Origin of the sequence: Chryseobacterium sp. (assembly GCF_045629545.1) — a bacterium.
GTDB lineage: Bacteria > Bacteroidota > Bacteroidia > Flavobacteriales > Weeksellaceae > Chryseobacterium.
On the sequence record NZ_JAZQRK010000029.1, the window covers coordinates 1 to 15272 of the forward strand.

Genomic DNA, 15272 nt, shown 5'->3' on the forward strand with positions numbered 1-15272 from the left:
ATAAATATCCGTAATTTTATCAAAACAAATCATAAGGCAAATCTTAGTTAAATCATTAAATGTCAGAAACTTAAAGATACTAATTTTTGCCTTTTATCACAAGCTATTTATTCTAAATTTACAATCGAACTCAGGTTATTAATAAATATTTTCGATGCACAAACTGTAACATTTATTTCAAAGAAAACGATGAAACCTTTATCTAAAGTCACCGTTTTTACACATGATGGTAATATTGTTGCGATCTCCGACATCAACGGAAAAATCCACAAGAATATTTTAAACCAAAATCAAGAAAAATTTCAATTGGTATACGATAATTTGGTTTTGGCAACACTCGATTATTCCGATTTCGACAAAGAAATTATTACTTTAGACGACAGATTGAAAGATATTGAACCTGTGATTATAAAAAATAAAAAAGCAGCAAAGTATATTTTAGTAAAAGGAAATTTTAATTCTTATGTTACCGTTAATGGGAGACTGAATTGTTATATGGATGGAATTGTCACTTATGTTTTTGATAATAAAACGAAGAAAGTAAAAAGTTATGACATTGAGCAATATAGAATTTTCAGTTTAGAAAATGTTGAAAATAATACCAAACAAATGGGATCTTGGGATTATAAAAACACTTTGGATTTACCAAAATTGAAAGACGTAGAGCATACTCAGGATAAAACTAATAAAAGACTCATTGTAAAAGAACTAAAAGGTAATAATAAAGATGAAATAGAAATTACAGGATCGGCACTTCAAGAAAAAGAATTTGCTCTATTTGGATACCGATTTTTTGATATTAAAGGAATTATAAATAGGTCTTACTACAAAGATTCTAAAAAAACACTTCGAGATTTCTTAGAATACAATGAAATTGTTTTCTTAAAGATGAAACATAAAAGCGAAGCTGATTTTAACCAAATTATTACCTACAAAAACTTCTACCCTACCGAAATAGATTTTAGTGATGATAATGCAGTAGAAAAAGTAAGACTAGATAAAAATAAAAGCCAATACACAACCAAATATTGGGAAGAAAACTCTTTCCCAAATATGCAAAAAATTCTGAGTAGCTTCTTTAAAGGTGATCTGCAGGAGAAAGAAAACAAAAAATAAAAAATTCTTATTAATAAAGGATTTAGTAAATTTGCATAAAACAAAGAAGAAATATGAAAAAGTTTACTTTTTTACTGCTTTTAGGCTTCCTTACTTTCACAAGTTGCAAGAAAGATCAGGTGGATGCTACTAGCACACAGACTTTGCAATCTAGTATTAATGATATGGCCTCTAGCCTGAATACGATAAAGCAAATAAAATTTAACGAAGCACTTTATATATTAAAAACTTTTGGTGTAGAAGCTGATGGTGATGTGAATGAGCTAAAATCATTAGGCAAGCTGATTAATGGTAAAAAAGTACCAGAAATTCTTGCGATGGCAGATGAAGTTGCACAAAAGAATAGTATAGAATGGGCAAGTACTGCTCCACCATCATTAGGTGAAATGAATATCTTTGGTAACGAGATTGCAAAAGAAAGTGACCCGAACGATGTGAAGGCAAGTTCTCTTAGCATCATGGTAAATCCATCGGGAGATGATGGAAGTGGTCCAAGCGCATTGCAAATTGTACCTAGATTGGTGGATAATGCTGGTAAACCAATTGTATTTACAGGTGGTGCGCTAGAAACTACGTTAGAAGTTTTCAGTAATGGTGTGAAGTTATCTACCTCAAAAAACTTGATGTTGGATAATAATTTCAAAGGTTTCCATCTAAGATATTCTTCTCTTTTGGCATCTAAAATTGTAGATAACAAGATTGATATCACTGTATCTGTAAAAACTACTGCAAAGACCTTCAAAATGTCTAAAATTGGAATTGATGTTAATCCTTCTGCATTAAGAGTACCGGAAGCACCAAAAATGGATTCTACACAAGTAGTACAAGATCCAAATGCTATAGTAGACCCAAGTTTATCAACTCCACCTACTACAACAACTCCTACAGAAACAACCCCTACTTCAACGTCAACCAAAGCACCAGCAGATCCTAAGGTAACGGTAAATAAATTTTTGAGTAACGTAAGTTCTCAAAATCTAAAAGCCGCATTCGATTCTTCTAGCAACCCAAGCTGGGGAAGTTATGAGTCCTTCTCTAACCCTACGTCTGGATTTGGTTCAGTGAAAAATGTAAGTGTAAAAAATGTAACCACCAACTCGTCTACACCTACCTCTTCTAGTGTGAGCGCAACCTATGATGTTACCGATAAAAATGGTAAGACAACGTCTCTAAAGGCAACTTTCGGATTGAAAAATGTAAATGGAGAATGGAAGATTTCTAGTTACAAGATAAACCCATAATAATGGCATCTCAAGATTTAATAAAAAAATTAGAAGCTACAATAGAAAATATTGCAGATTTCCCTATTCCGGGTATCCAATTCAAAGACATATCGCCCATATTTCTAGATCCTCAGTTGTACAAAGAGGTAATTGCCGATTTGGTGCAATTTAGCAAAGGAAAAGTAAATGCAGTGTGCGGTATAGAAAGCCGAGGTTATCTTTTTGGTATTGCTATCGCTATGGCCTTGGATGTTCCTTTTATCTTAATTAGAAAAAAAGGTAAACTTCCACCTCCAATTATTTCAGAAAAGTATGATCTAGAATACGGAAGTGCCGAGATAGAAACCAGAGAAGGACAAATAAAACCTGGACAAAGAATCTTGGTACACGATGATCTTTTGGCAACAGGAGGAACTACAGAAGCTGCAGCTAACCTTATTCAGAAGCAAGGTGGTGAAGTAGTTCAGTTTAGTTTTCTTATTGGCTTAAAAGGTCTAAATGGAGACGAAAAACTTAAAAAATTCGGGGCAGAAATTTATCATACGCTAACTTATTAAGTTCAACTTATTTGTAATTTTTAGGCTAAATAGTAACAACCTAATTTAGAATTTACAAAACATATAATAATAAACGCAAAGTATTTTGTAAATCACTTAGAAACAATTAAATTTGCAATTCAATTTTTAAAGAATTTATGGCAAAATTGGGAAAAAATGCTCAGAATGAGCTTGAAGGTAAAGAAACAGTGGAATTCTTTAAAGACCTAGATAGAGAGGCTTTAAATACAGAAAGATTCCTTGAAAAATATTCAAAACCATTAGGTATTGCTTTTGGAGTTGTAGTTTTAGGAGTGTTAGGCTTTTTCGGATACCAACAGTTTGTGGTAGCACCTAAAAATGAAGAAGCTGTAAAAACTTATTTGGCTGCACAAAAAAACCTTACCGAAGGTAAAGAAAAAGAAGCTCTTGGGGGTACATCAGCGGCTAACCCTGGTTACCTTGGTACTTTCAAAGAGTATTCTTCTACAAAAGTGGGTAAACTCTCTGCTTACAATGCAGGTATCTTGAAGTTTAAAGAAGGTAAATTTCAAGAAGCATTAGATCTTTTAGATCAATTCTCTTCAGACAACAAAACATTGGTAGCAATGAAGTTTGGAGCAATGGCTGATGCTAATTCTGGTCTTAATAAAAACGATGAAGCATTAGCATTATTAGATAAAGCGGCTACCGCATCTGATGATCCTTACACGTCTTACTATTTCACTAGAAAAGCAGGAATCCTTGCTTTAGGAATGAAAAAAGAAGTTGAAGCTAAAAAATACTTCGCTACAATAGACGAAAAATATCAAGACTACGACAATGGAATGTCTGATTCTTATATTGAAATGACTAAATACTACTAAATATGGCAACAGTTAATCTTTCAGATTACAAGCCACTTCATATAACTAATGCCGAAGATTTTTCTATCGGCATTGTTTTTGCCGAGTGGAATGATTTTGTAACGTATAACCTTCGTGATGCTGCAATAGAAATCTTGGTAAAAGAAGGTGTAAAGAACGAAAATATCACTTTATTTTCTGTTCCTGGCGCTTTCGAACTTAGTTATGCAAGTATGCAACTGTGCAAAGAAAGAAAGTTTGATGCCATAATATCTATCGGATGTGTAATCCGTGGAGAAACGCCTCACTTCGAGTTTGTATGTTCTGCTGTAGCACAAGGTATCAAAGATTGTAATATACTTACAGATACACCTACGATCTTCTGTGTGCTTACAGACGACAAAAAAGAGCATTCTATCGCTAGAAGCGGTGGTGATCTAGGTAACAAAGGTGTAGAAGCTGCAGTTACAGCTTTACAAATGATAGATTTCAAAAGAAAATTATCAACTAAAAAAGAGAATATTGGATTCGGGAATTCGTAATTCTTTAATTTTAAATATAAAAAAACGCTTCTTAATTGAAGCGTTTTTTGTTTATCGTAAATTTTAGTCATTGATGAGATGCGGTACAAATCTACTCTCGTTATTCGTAATCAGATGATTACTTTCTCTTATTCCTATTCCTGCTGGTTCTTGCCCAATAATCCAGCTTCCGATGATGGGATAACTGCCATCAAAATTCGGTAGTGAGAATAGTTTCTGATAAATATATCCTTCTTTGCCATAATCTCCACCATTTTCTGCGATGGTTTTTTTATCTTTTATTAAACTGATATTGGCACCTTCTCTAGAGTAAATTGGCTTTTTAGCATATTCAACTAAATTTTTAGGTTCGAAATAAGATTCTAATAAATAAGGATGATCGGGAAACATTTCCCAAAGTATGGGCAAAATTGCTTTTGAGGAAAGGAACATCTTCCAAGAAGGCTCTATCCATTGAGATCTAAATCCGTTTTTAACTAATTTTTCACCAAAGCCATCATTCAAAATCCATTCATAAGGATAAAGTTTAAATAGATAGTCGATGATGCTATTATCTGCTGCTATAAATTCGGCTGCATCTCCTGCCCAACCAATGTCTTGTATGGGTAGAAACTCGGTCTCGAATCCTGCTTGGGTAGCACAATCTCTGATGTATTCTATATTGGTTACATCTTCAATATTCGTTAAGGAAGAAAAATAAATATACCTTGGATTGATGTATGTGGTAAGATATTTCCAATAATCAACCATTTTTTCATGGATAGAATTATATTGGTCTTTCTCTGGAAATTTTTCTTGCAACCAATACCATTGTATTACTGATGCTTCATACAAAGATGTTGGCGTATCAGCATTAAATTCTAAAAGCTTCAGATTTTCTCCATCAAAACCGAAATCAAAACGTCCGTAGATAGAAGGATGATCTTCTTCCCAACTGGTAATTATATGTTGCCTAAAATATTCTGGAATATGAAAATGATGCCAAAGATTTTTTTCAATTACATAATCTACTGCTTGTAGGCACATTTGCCATAGTTCTGTACTCGCTTTTTCAATAAGATCTATTTCGGAAGATTTAAATTCGTAATAAAAGCGTTCATCCCAATATAAACCTTCTAAAGAGTGATATCCAAATCCCAATTTTTCGAGTTTAGATTCCCAATTTTTGCGTGCTATAGTATGTACTTTTTTCATAATTAAGAAGATGATCTATCGCCACTTTTTCCTAAACCACCTCTTATCACATTTCCTTTGTAAGTATTTCTGCCCACATTAGATTTAGAACTTATGGCATCGCTATAATAACCTGCTTTTTGGTAACCATTGTTATAAGAGCCGTAAGGACGAAAAGCGTGATACAATAACAAGCCGGTAAGTAACCCGTGAGAACTAGTGTAAGACGCAGTGGTATCTGATCTCATATAGACTTTCTTCTCATTTGGATTTGCATTTTCTTTCGGCGTATTTTGGGAACAAGCTGTAAGAATCCCCGTCACAAAAAGTAATTTTATAGAAGTAGATTTTTTCATTTTATTGTACGGTAATATAAAATTCATAATCCTTTTTGGCTTTTACTTCATGAGAGTTTCCCTCCTTATCATTTACTGTTTGCAAGCTATCTCCCAAACTTGGTATCGTATCTCTTTTGATAATCTCCTTAAAAAGTTTATTATTTTTCCAGATTTTATGTTTCGTTACTAAAACGTCAGCTGTATCTATATGCTGCACAGATAACTCTGTTTCTATTGCAGCATTCTTATTTACATTTTCTACAAGATCTTCCTTGGATTCTGAGCTGCCACATGAGCCTAGTGTTGCTGATAATAATACAATGAAATACAATTTTATCTTCGTCACTTTTATTTTTATTTTATCTCAAAATTAATCATTTAGCTTTAATATTAATTTAAAATTTTTAACTTTACCTTATAAATTATATACTATGAAATGGACAGACGACCGAAGTGGTAATGTAGACGACCGAAGAGGATCCGGAGGAGGCGGTGGCGGTATGGTAGTAGGTGGTGGACTAGGTACCATCATCATTGCAGCCATAGTTTTCTTCCTTGGCGGAGACCCTTCTGCTATACTATCTTCTGGTGGTGGTAGCTCTTCTGCTCCTACAGAACAAAGAGAACTCAACCAAAATGAAAGACAAATTGGTGAATTTGTGAAAATGGTAACTGCAGAAAATGAACAAACTTGGAACAAAATATTCTCGGATAATAATATGCAATACAGGCCTGCAAAAGTAGTTTTATTCGAAAGTTCTACGCAGTCTGGATGTGGTACGGCTCAATCTGCAATGGGACCTTTCTATTGTCCTGCAGATCAAACCGTATATATGGACATGAGTTTCTTCCAAGAACTGCAATCTCAGTTTGGTGCAAAAGTAACCGAATTTACCATTGCTTATGTTTTGGGACACGAGATGGGGCATCACGTTCAAAATTTATTGGGAACATTGAATAAAACCGAGCAACTAAGGAGAAGTGGTAGATATTCTGAAGCACAACTCAACCAAGTTTCTGTAGCTACAGAGTTGCAAGCAGATTTCTATGCAGGACTTTGGGCAAGATATACCAACGAGAGAGAGAAAATATTAGAACCTGGCGATCTAGAGTCTGCCGTAGAAGCTGCTGAAGCTGTAGGTGATGATAATATCCAAAAGAGATCTCAAGGATATGTAAACCAAGAAAGCTTTACTCACGGTTCATCGGCTCAACGTAAAGAATGGTTTATGAAAGGTTACAACTCTGGTGACATCAAACAAGGTGATACATTCAGCCAATTATTAAGGTAATTTTAAAAAATATACAACTAAAAAATCCCTAAGGAACTCGTCTTTAGGGATTTTTGTTTATTTCAATTCTATTGGATTGCTGTATTGTTTCATTTCTTCTTTCAACCTTTCTTCCATTCTTTTTTTCAGGTCTGCAGGGTTTTGGTTTCCACCTCTTCCACCTCCAGGACCACCCGCGCCTCCTACTCTCATTGGAGGAGCAATTCCGCTAGGACCATTACCAGTGCTTTGTTGTGCCATTGTAAATGCTACAGGATCAGCTACAAATTTATCCAATTGCTTGGTGTAATTTACTCTTTTCACTTTCAAGGTAGATCCAAATTGGTTCAGTTCTGGTAAAGCATCCAACTTGTAGTTTTTCATCAGATCAAAAGAATAATCTCCCGTTGCATCCTCCACTTTTACAATCAAACCAGGTAAACCTGTGAATTTGTAAGGTCCATCTTGGTAAGGAAGATCTGTAGTAAACCAAGCCGTCCATTTTCTACCTGCGAAATCGGTTTCAGCTTTTTGCACTTTATATTCTCCAATTTTTGTGGTTTCGGTAAGTATTTTCCAACTCATTGAGCGATCTTCTTCATAAGAATAGTTATCTCTTCCCAAACGATCTTTAAATATAATTTTTTGGTCTTTTTTATCTTTCTCTACCGAATAACTGATGTTGGATCTCAAACTTTCCATTTGATCTCTATTCATTCCTCTTCCACCACCACTTTGAAATGCGTTTTTCATGATAGAATCTCTCTTTATTCTATTTTCAGAGTAAAAAAACGATTTATCCGAAGATATATCAAGATAAGCATTTTCGGTTTTTATATCATTTTTATTTTGAGCATCAGATTTCATGCTAACCTGATACACAAAACGATAAGTCTGTGCAAAACCATTTTGTATCATAAGTGCTAAAGCCAGTATTCCTAATTTTTTCATTATTGTAAATTTTTAATTTTGATTATTATTTTTAGGATAAGTTAAAAAATCCAATAACAATTATAGTCAAAATAAAATACCTAATTTTTATATCCTGATTTTTGTTCGTATTTTTGTATCATTAAATGATTCTAAATAAATACAATGATAAAAGTTTCAGATCAAGCAAAGTTAAAAGCCGTTCAGCTGATGACAGAAGAAGGTTTTAACCCAGCCGAAGATTATATAAGAGTCGGAGTAAAAAGTGGTGGATGTTCTGGACTAGAGTATGTTTTGGGGTTTGACAATAAAAAAACCGAAACAGACCAAGTTTTTGAAGACAACAATATCAAAATTGTTGTGGAGAAGAAAGCCATTCTTTATTTAGCAGGTACTATCCTAGAATACTCTGGAGGATTGAATGGGAAGGGATTTGTTTTTAATAATCCTAATGCTGCTAGAACGTGTGGTTGCGGCGAGAGTTTCTCTTTGTAGAGAAAAAATAGATATTGATATCAGATGATTGATCTGATAATTAATGCCTAAAATCAAAAAAAAACAATGAGCAAATATACTGAAGACGATTTACGCGTCGATTTAGAAAATAAAAAGTACGAATTCGGATGGGAGTCAAACATAGATTATGAAGACTTCCCTGTTGGTTTGAACGAAGACATTATCCGTGCGATCTCTGCTAAAAAAGAGGAACCCGAATGGATGACGAATTGGAGGTTGGAATCTTACAAAATTTGGCTAAAAATGGAGGAACCCTCTTGGGCCAATATTAAATATGAAAAGCCAGATTTTCAGGCAATTAAATATTATGCTGCTCCAAAGAAAAAAGCAGAATTAGCAAGCTTAGATGAGGTGGATCCAGAATTGATTGCTACCTTCAAAAAATTAGGAATATCTTTGGACGAGCAAAAAAGATTATCGGGTGTTGCAATGGATGTAGTGATAGACTCGGTTTCTGTAGCGACAACTTTTAAAGAAACTTTATCTGAAAAGGGAATTATTTTCTGTTCTATTTCCGATGCAATAAAAAATCATCCAGATTTAGTAAAAAAATACATTGGGAAAGTGGTACCTAGAGGAGATAACTACTATGCAGCACTAAACTCTGCAGTATTTTCTGATGGTTCTTTCTGCTATATTCCCAAAGGTGTAAGATGCCCTATGGAATTGTCTACTTACTTCCGTATCAACCAAGCAGGAACAGGACAGTTCGAAAGAACTTTGCTTATTGCCGACGAAGGAAGTTATGTATCTTACCTAGAAGGATGTACTGCACCATCTAGAGACGAAAACCAGTTGCACGCTGCCGTTGTAGAGCTTATTGCAATGGACAATGCAGAGATAAAATATTCTACGGTACAAAACTGGTATCCAGGAAATGAAGAAGGTAAAGGTGGAGTTTTCAACTTTGTTACCAAAAGAGGACTTTGCGAAACCAAAGCTAAAATCTCTTGGACACAAGTAGAAACAGGATCTGCGGTAACATGGAAGTATCCTTCTTGTATCCTAAAAGGTGATGGTTCTATCGGTGAGTTTTATTCTATCGCGGTTACCAACAATCATCAATATGCTGATACGGGTACAAAGATGATTCACATCGGAAAGAATACAAAATCGACTATTATTTCTAAAGGAATTTCTGCTGGTAAATCTCAAAACTCATACAGAGGTTTGGTAAAAGTAATGCCATCTGCAAAAGGAGCGAGAAACTTTTCTCAGTGTGATTCTTTGCTAATGGGTAACGACTGTGGCGCACATACTTTCCCTTATATAGAAATAAAAGATCCAACGGCTCAGCTAGAACACGAGGCTACTACTTCAAAAATTGGAGAAGACCAAATATTCTATTGTAACCAGAGAGGTATAGATACAGAGAGAGCAATTGCACTTATTGTAAACGGATTCTCTAAAGAAGTATTGAATAAACTTCCAATGGAATTTGCCATCGAAGCTCAAAAACTATTAGAAATTTCGTTAGAAGGTTCTGTAGGATAATATAAAATTTTAAAAATGAAAAAACTATTCCCCTTATTTTTTGCTCTATTCTTTTTTAGTTTTTCAGCTCAGGTAAAGAACGAATTTCAGCTTTCGAGCCACATTCTAGATATTACCATTGGGCAACCTGTAGCACAGGTAACGGTACAGCTAGAAAAATTGGATGAGACTACAAAACAATGGATTTTTGTAAGCAAAATGCAAACAGATAATAACGGAAGAATTGCCAATTTCTTGCCTTATTCTAAAGATTTAAAAAATAATTTCGGAAAATATAAACTCATCTTTTTGACGGAAGAGTATTTTAAAAATAAGAAAACAGAAAGTTTTTACCCATTCATTGAAGTGGTATTTCAAATAAAGGACGAAAAGCATTATCATGTACCCATCACTTTATCCCCATTTGGATATTCTACTTATAGAGGAAGCTAAGAACAAGACATAAAGAAAATTAAAATGTTACAAATAAAAAACTTACACGCCAGAATTGAAGATGGCGCACAAATATTAAAAGGAATTAATCTTGAGATAAAACCAGGTGAAGTACACGCTATCATGGGACCAAACGGTGCTGGTAAGTCTACTCTATCTTCTGTAATTGCAGGAAAAGAAGACTATGAGGTAACAGAAGGACAAATCCTTTTTGAAGGACAAGATATCGTAGAAGATGCTCCAGAAGAGAGAGCTCACAAAGGTATTTTCTTATCTTTCCAGTATCCAGTAGAAATTCCGGGTGTATCTGTAACTAATTTCATCAAAGCGGCTCTTAATGAGAACAGAAAAGCAAATGGCTTATCTGAAATGCCTGCAAAAGAAATGCTTGCTTTGATCCGTGAAAAATCCGATCTTTTGGAAATTAAAAAAGACTTCCTTTCTAGATCTCTAAACGAAGGTTTTTCTGGTGGTGAGAAAAAAAGAAACGAAATCTTCCAAATGATGATGCTAAATCCTAAATTGGCGATCTTGGATGAAACAGATTCTGGACTAGACATTGATGCTCTAAGAATTGTATCTGAAGGAGTAAACAAATTTAAAAATGAAGGAAATGCTGTTCTTTTGATAACGCATTACCAAAGATTGCTAAATTATATTCAGCCAGATTTTGTACACGTTTTGGCAGATGGTAAAATCATCAAAACGGGTGACAAATCTTTAGCTTTAGAATTAGAAGAAAAAGGCTACGATTGGCTTTTGAATTAATCTAAAGAATACAAATTTTAAATAAATAACGAAATCTTTGTCTGGCAATCTTCATCCGAAGTTTTAAGGGCAAACAAACGTTCAGAAAATGAGTTTAAAAGAACAAATTTCAAATAACCATAGTGAGTTTCTTGCTACTCTTAGCCATCGTTTTTTAGATGAAAACAGAACTCAAGCTTTATCCAAGTTTGAAACTCTAGGTTTTCCTACCAAAAAAGATGAAGAGTATAAGTATACCAACATCAAGGAAATCACTGAAAAAGACTATAATTTTTTTCCAAAAGAAAGTCATAATATTACCAGAGAGCAACTGGACACTTTGCATTTGGGTGAAGAAAATTTTGATTGGATTGTCTTCATCAACGGAAAATTGCACAAAGAGCTTTCTAAAATTTCTATAGAAAATACAGAACTATTATCTTTCAACTATGCGTTGAACGACGAAAACCATAAAGATATTTTTGATCAATATTTCAATACCATTGCTGCTAAAGATTTGGCTTTTACCAATCTGAATGAAGCGTATTGCAAATATGGTTTCTTTATGAAAGTTCCGAAAAACGTGATTATAGAAAAGCCTATTCATGTTTTCTATATTTCTCAAAACCAAGAAGAAAATACGTTCTACAACACCAGAAATCTATTAATAGTAGAAGAAGGTGCAAAAGTAGAAATCATAGAGAGCCATCATAATTTTGATGAGTCTTTTGTGCTTACCAACTCGGTGACTGAAATTTTTACTTATCCTAACGGAAAGGCAGATTGGCACAAAGTACAGAATGATAGTGATACATCATACATGGTAGATCACACATTTGCTAGACAAGAAAAAGACAGTTTAACTACTGTAAATACCTTTACTTTTGGAGGAAAAATCGTTAGAAATAACTTAGATTTCATCCATAATGGTTCTAATATTAATTCTTTCATGAATGGTATTACTATCATTGGTAAAGACCAATTGGTAGATCACCACACTGCAGTTCACCATAACTTCCCACATTGCGAGAGTTACCAAAACTACAAAGGGATCTACAAAGACCAATCTCATGGTGTTTTCAATGGTAAAGTATTCGTAGATAAATTGGCTCAAAAAACCAACGCTTATCAGCAAAACAACAACGTTTTACTAAGCGAAGGAGCAACGATAGATACCAAACCTCAGCTTGAAATTTTTGCAGATGATGTGAAATGTTCTCACGGTTGTACAGTAGGTCAGCTGAATGAAGATGCCCTATTCTACCTTAGAGCGAGAGGAATTTCTAAGAAAGAAGCGCAAGCATTATTGCTTTTTGCTTTTGCTAATGATGCAATGCAGAATATTGATATTATTCCGTTAAAAGAAAAAATATCTAAACTTCTTACAGAAAAATTAGAAGTAAGTATCGAGTTTTAATTTGATGAAATTTCCCGATAAAAGCACTTCAATTGAAGTGCTTTTTTTGTTTTAAAGCAATTTGTAATGCCTAATTTTGCAAAAGATGCCCAACGTGAAAACCTATATTACCAGATTTCTATTACTATTGTTCGTAATTGCACAATTGTATTTTGTTTTGGCAATTGTAAAAGAAAAAATAGTAGATCCTTGGTTACTCGCCGTCTTCCTATTTTTTGTTTTAATCATGGTTTTATCTTACAAGCAAAAACACCGTTTGCATATTTCAGATACTTCTAAAATTGATTATTGGGTTTTTCTATGTTTTCTGATGGGCAGTTTTTCTACTTATTTTTTACAACACAATTTGCATTTCAATACTGTACTTTCGGCTGGCATTGTAGGTTTTGTAGGAAGTTTTAGTTCGAAAATCAAAACAATTCCTACTTCCAAATCATTACCAGTTGCCATCTATTGTGGCGCTTTTGTTGGGATGACCAAACTAGAATTGGGATATAGCTATCTCTTTACAGCAACCATTCTTAGCAGCTTGTTTTATACTTTTACGCAACATTATTTTCATGGTATTGGTGGTAAACTGGGAACTTTAGCTTTTATGGGAGTTTTGTATTCGTATCTTATTTTCAAACTCTTCGCATGATAGTTTTACTTGCACATATCGCGTTTTCCATCTCAATTACTTGGCTTACCTATTATTTCAATAGATATTTGAAATTTGGCGCTGTAAAGGCTTCTAGCTGTATCGCATTACTTATTGGTGGGATTTTTCAGCTTAACGAGTATTATCTTCATTTCAATTTAGATAAAGATATTCCGTTTATTGCTATTGGTTCTACTTTCATTGGTATGGTAACGTCGAGAAGGCATTATCGTCATTTTAATTTTTTTATCGCACCCATAATTTTCACACTACTTTATCACAATATCAGCAAAAATTTCGATGGTTTTGGCGGCGCCTTGGGAACAGCAGCATGCATTTCTTTAGTAATAAGTATTTACCTAAGATCTCTTAATGCTACAAAAAGAGTGATAAAACCTTTTAGAAGAGCAAAAATTAGGGCTAATCTAAGATATAAAAACAAACAATACTAAATACAATCCTTATTAAATGATTTATCACCAAACGATAAATCGACCACACCTTCACGTGGATTATATACACAAAATTCTTATATTTGATTTAATAATTTAACTTAAAATTAAAATAAGTAAATTATTAAACACACAATGATTGAATATAAGAAAGTTAAAATTGATAGAAAATCAAATTTAACTCAAATTGCTAATGAATATAATATTGATGTAAAAGAATTGCATCAATTTCACAATTCTTTGTGCTCTATTACAGAGTATCTGCCTTTACATTTGCCACAATTGGTAGATGTGATTTATCTTCCAAAGGAAGTCTACGAAAAAAGAACTATACAGCTATTACCCCAACCTGAACTAATACTTCCTACCAAAATAAGTAATAGAAAATATGGTGTCATAATAAAATATCCCCCAAAGGATTTACAGATACACTATACTTTATCGGTGAAAAGACAAAATACAACAGTAGAAATAACGAAAGATAAAACTTACATCAATCATCAAGAAGTACAAAGAGTAACTGAACAGCTTTTTGAAAAAGCAGAAAAGGCATTGTATCCACTTCAAATTTCTTTAGGTAAAAAAGGCACTCTCGATAAAATTATAAATATCGAAGAAATCCAAAACCGCTGGAAAAAAGAATATCTCCCAGAATTAAATAGCTACTACGTAGGAAATGTAGCTGAAGAAATTCTTGAAAAACTGAAAAATGCGTTTGAAAATTTAAGTTCAAAATCTAAATTCTTATCTCATGTTTTATTTTATCAACTCTACTTCTCTCCTATTTATCAACAATATGTAGATAAAGGAAAGCAGAATTCATGCTCAATTTATTTTGCATCTCTATCTCAAACTACGCTATACGAAACTACGTTAAAGCTTCAAAAAGAGTATACACGAGGTAATAAAATTGCACTAGAAGTATTTGGTAAGGAGGAAGATCATTTTTTAAATCAAAATAATAGAAAAGGGAGAATAGAATTTTTGTACAAATTGCATAAAGACACACATGAAATATTTTCTATCACTGGTTGGGCTACTACTTTTGATCATGAAAAAGAAGTAAAAATAGAGTTTGAAATGTATGAAATCTGAAATTCTTAAAAATTTAAAAACACAAAAATATAAATGAGTGAAAAACATTTGGTCTGCCAAGGTGCTACTTGCCGATGCAACTTTGGAACAACCCCAGACAAACTAAAGGTAAAGACACAAAGCAAACGCTACATAAACGATAAAGATGGCAGCGAAAAGCTAATGGCAACCCATATGGATATCGGTAAAACCTTCGAGAAAAATACTTTTGGTTCTTGTGCCAAGATGAAGAATGATCCTTGCCAAGTATTTGTCACCCAATGGAGCGGTTATTATGAAAAAATAACTTTAGAAGACAACCAAGGAAAAGCATTGCTAGAAGATAGTAAAGCAACGTGCCCAATAGGCTCTACAGATTGTATTACCATTATCAACCATGGTCAGACAGCAGAACTCTCCAAACAAAACATAGAAAACGCTGACAAAGAAGTTTTGACGGAGCTGTTCCCGTTTGTGAGTTTGGGTGAGGAGGAAAATATAATCTTTAAAATTAATAATGATTAAT

The 15272-nt window shown here is 33.6% G+C and carries 19 protein-coding genes; 15 read left to right on the top strand and 4 right to left on the bottom strand.

From position 1 onward, the window contains the following. The first annotated feature begins 189 nt into the window (after positions 1–189). From ACKI42_RS06890 to ribH, 5 genes are all read left to right on the top strand, one after another. Positions 190–1116 carry a hypothetical protein gene (locus tag ACKI42_RS06890; RefSeq protein WP_407403805.1) on the top strand — a complete coding sequence of 309 codons (927 nt, stop codon included), beginning with the start codon at positions 190–192 and terminating at the stop codon, positions 1114–1116. Between the two features lie 53 nt (positions 1117–1169). Continuing rightward, positions 1170–2357 carry a hypothetical protein gene (locus tag ACKI42_RS06895; protein ID WP_407403807.1) on the top strand — a complete coding sequence of 396 codons (1188 nt, stop codon included), beginning with the start codon at positions 1170–1172 and terminating at the stop codon, positions 2355–2357. A gap of 2 nt (positions 2358–2359) precedes the next feature. Further along, positions 2360–2896: an adenine phosphoribosyltransferase gene (locus ACKI42_RS06900; protein ID WP_407403809.1), complete on the top strand. Its 537-nt coding sequence runs from the start codon at positions 2360–2362 to the stop codon at positions 2894–2896. Between the two features lie 137 nt (positions 2897–3033). Beyond that, positions 3034–3741 (top strand): tetratricopeptide repeat protein, encoded by a 708-nt coding sequence (locus ACKI42_RS06905; protein ID WP_407403811.1) that lies wholly within the window; start codon positions 3034–3036, stop codon positions 3739–3741. Positions 3742–3743: 2 nt separating this feature from the next. Beyond that, positions 3744–4262 (top strand): 6,7-dimethyl-8-ribityllumazine synthase, encoded by a 519-nt coding sequence (ribH, locus tag ACKI42_RS06910; protein WP_407403813.1) that lies wholly within the window; start codon positions 3744–3746, stop codon positions 4260–4262. A 63-nt stretch (positions 4263–4325) separates the two neighbouring features. Here ribH and ACKI42_RS06915 read toward each other — a convergent pair whose 3' ends face one another. The 3 genes from ACKI42_RS06915 to ACKI42_RS06925 are packed head-to-tail and all read right to left on the bottom strand — an operon-like array spanning position 4326 to position 6119. Then, complete coding sequence (locus tag ACKI42_RS06915; RefSeq protein ID WP_407403814.1) at positions 4326–5456, bottom strand: glutathionylspermidine synthase family protein; 1131 nt, start codon at positions 5454–5456, stop codon at positions 4326–4328. 2 nt (positions 5457–5458) lie between these two features. Beyond that, positions 5459–5791, bottom strand: a complete 333-nt coding sequence (locus tag ACKI42_RS06920; protein WP_407403816.1) for a hypothetical protein — start codon at positions 5789–5791, stop codon at positions 5459–5461. Position 5792: 1 nt separating this feature from the next. Then, positions 5793–6119 carry a hypothetical protein gene (locus ACKI42_RS06925; protein ID WP_407403818.1) on the bottom strand — a complete coding sequence of 109 codons (327 nt, stop codon included), beginning with the start codon at positions 6117–6119 and terminating at the stop codon, positions 5793–5795. 85 nt (positions 6120–6204) lie between these two features. On the opposite strand from ACKI42_RS06925, the gene ACKI42_RS06930 reads away from it, so the two are divergent. Beyond that, positions 6205–7065 (top strand): neutral zinc metallopeptidase, encoded by an 861-nt coding sequence (locus ACKI42_RS06930; RefSeq protein WP_407403820.1) that lies wholly within the window; start codon positions 6205–6207, stop codon positions 7063–7065. Positions 7066–7122: 57 nt separating this feature from the next. On the opposite strand, the gene ACKI42_RS06935 is transcribed toward ACKI42_RS06930, so the two are convergent. Then, complete coding sequence (locus ACKI42_RS06935; protein ID WP_407403822.1) at positions 7123–7995, bottom strand: GLPGLI family protein; 873 nt, start codon at positions 7993–7995, stop codon at positions 7123–7125. Positions 7996–8139: 144 nt separating this feature from the next. On the opposite strand from ACKI42_RS06935, the gene ACKI42_RS06940 reads away from it, so the two are divergent. From ACKI42_RS06940 to ACKI42_RS06980, 9 genes are all read left to right on the top strand, one after another. Next, positions 8140–8469, top strand: coding sequence for a HesB/IscA family protein (locus ACKI42_RS06940; RefSeq protein ID WP_407403824.1), 330 nt, complete (start codon positions 8140–8142; stop codon positions 8467–8469). Positions 8470–8535: 66 nt separating this feature from the next. Continuing rightward, a complete protein-coding gene (gene sufB / locus ACKI42_RS06945) occupies positions 8536–9984 on the top strand; it encodes a Fe-S cluster assembly protein SufB (RefSeq protein ID WP_407403826.1) in 1449 nt (482 codons plus the stop codon). Positions 9985–9999: 15 nt separating this feature from the next. Then, positions 10000–10416: a hydroxyisourate hydrolase gene (gene uraH, locus ACKI42_RS06950; protein WP_407403828.1), complete on the top strand. Its 417-nt coding sequence runs from the start codon at positions 10000–10002 to the stop codon at positions 10414–10416. Positions 10417–10440: 24 nt separating this feature from the next. After that, complete coding sequence (gene sufC, locus ACKI42_RS06955; RefSeq protein ID WP_407403830.1) at positions 10441–11184, top strand: Fe-S cluster assembly ATPase SufC; 744 nt, start codon at positions 10441–10443, stop codon at positions 11182–11184. An 88-nt stretch (positions 11185–11272) separates the two neighbouring features. Further along, positions 11273–12580, top strand: a complete 1308-nt coding sequence (gene sufD, locus ACKI42_RS06960; protein WP_407403832.1) for a Fe-S cluster assembly protein SufD — start codon at positions 11273–11275, stop codon at positions 12578–12580. A gap of 85 nt (positions 12581–12665) precedes the next feature. Next, positions 12666–13220, top strand: coding sequence for a hypothetical protein (locus ACKI42_RS06965; RefSeq protein WP_407403834.1), 555 nt, complete (start codon positions 12666–12668; stop codon positions 13218–13220). After that, on the top strand, positions 13217–13672 hold the full coding sequence (locus tag ACKI42_RS06970; protein WP_407403836.1) for a hypothetical protein: 456 nt from the start codon (positions 13217–13219) through the stop codon (positions 13670–13672). Before ACKI42_RS06965 ends, ACKI42_RS06970 begins: the two co-directional genes overlap by 4 nt. 135 nt (positions 13673–13807) lie before the next feature. Continuing rightward, the gene (locus ACKI42_RS06975; RefSeq protein WP_407403838.1) at positions 13808–14767 is read left to right on the top strand and encodes a hypothetical protein; all 960 of its coding nucleotides are present in this window, start codon (positions 13808–13810) and stop codon (positions 14765–14767) included. A gap of 33 nt (positions 14768–14800) precedes the next feature. Continuing rightward, positions 14801–15271, top strand: coding sequence for a DUF4280 domain-containing protein (locus tag ACKI42_RS06980; RefSeq protein WP_407403840.1), 471 nt, complete (start codon positions 14801–14803; stop codon positions 15269–15271). The last annotated feature ends 1 nt before the right edge of the window (position 15272 follow it).

Excerpts from the sequence above, each read along its gene's own strand:
- ACKI42_RS06965 (WP_407403834.1), top strand. The coding sequence starts at position 12,666 with ATGCCCAACGTGAAAACCTATATTACCAGATTTCTATTACTATTGTTC.
- sufB (WP_407403826.1), top strand. The coding sequence starts at position 8,536 with ATGAGCAAATATACTGAAGACGATTTACGCGTCGATTTAGAAAATAAA.
- ACKI42_RS06905 (WP_407403811.1), top strand. The coding sequence starts at position 3,034 with ATGGCAAAATTGGGAAAAAATGCTCAGAATGAGCTTGAAGGTAAAGAA.
- uraH (WP_407403828.1), top strand. The coding sequence starts at position 10,000 with ATGAAAAAACTATTCCCCTTATTTTTTGCTCTATTCTTTTTTAGTTTT.
- ACKI42_RS06900 (WP_407403809.1), top strand. The coding sequence starts at position 2,360 with ATGGCATCTCAAGATTTAATAAAAAAATTAGAAGCTACAATAGAAAAT.
- ribH (WP_407403813.1), top strand. The coding sequence starts at position 3,744 with ATGGCAACAGTTAATCTTTCAGATTACAAGCCACTTCATATAACTAAT.
- ACKI42_RS06980 (WP_407403840.1), top strand. The coding sequence starts at position 14,801 with ATGAGTGAAAAACATTTGGTCTGCCAAGGTGCTACTTGCCGATGCAAC.
- ACKI42_RS06895 (WP_407403807.1), top strand. The coding sequence starts at position 1,170 with ATGAAAAAGTTTACTTTTTTACTGCTTTTAGGCTTCCTTACTTTCACA.
- ACKI42_RS06930 (WP_407403820.1), top strand. The coding sequence starts at position 6,205 with ATGAAATGGACAGACGACCGAAGTGGTAATGTAGACGACCGAAGAGGA.
- ACKI42_RS06975 (WP_407403838.1), top strand. The coding sequence starts at position 13,808 with ATGATTGAATATAAGAAAGTTAAAATTGATAGAAAATCAAATTTAACT.
- sufC (WP_407403830.1), top strand. The coding sequence starts at position 10,441 with ATGTTACAAATAAAAAACTTACACGCCAGAATTGAAGATGGCGCACAA.
- ACKI42_RS06920 (WP_407403816.1), bottom strand. The coding sequence starts at position 5,791 with ATGAAAAAATCTACTTCTATAAAATTACTTTTTGTGACGGGGATTCTT.
- sufD (WP_407403832.1), top strand. The coding sequence starts at position 11,273 with ATGAGTTTAAAAGAACAAATTTCAAATAACCATAGTGAGTTTCTTGCT.
- ACKI42_RS06940 (WP_407403824.1), top strand. The coding sequence starts at position 8,140 with ATGATAAAAGTTTCAGATCAAGCAAAGTTAAAAGCCGTTCAGCTGATG.
- ACKI42_RS06890 (WP_407403805.1), top strand. The coding sequence starts at position 190 with ATGAAACCTTTATCTAAAGTCACCGTTTTTACACATGATGGTAATATT.
- ACKI42_RS06970 (WP_407403836.1), top strand. The coding sequence starts at position 13,217 with ATGATAGTTTTACTTGCACATATCGCGTTTTCCATCTCAATTACTTGG.
- ACKI42_RS06935 (WP_407403822.1), bottom strand. The coding sequence starts at position 7,995 with ATGAAAAAATTAGGAATACTGGCTTTAGCACTTATGATACAAAATGGT.
- ACKI42_RS06915 (WP_407403814.1), bottom strand. The coding sequence starts at position 5,456 with ATGAAAAAAGTACATACTATAGCACGCAAAAATTGGGAATCTAAACTC.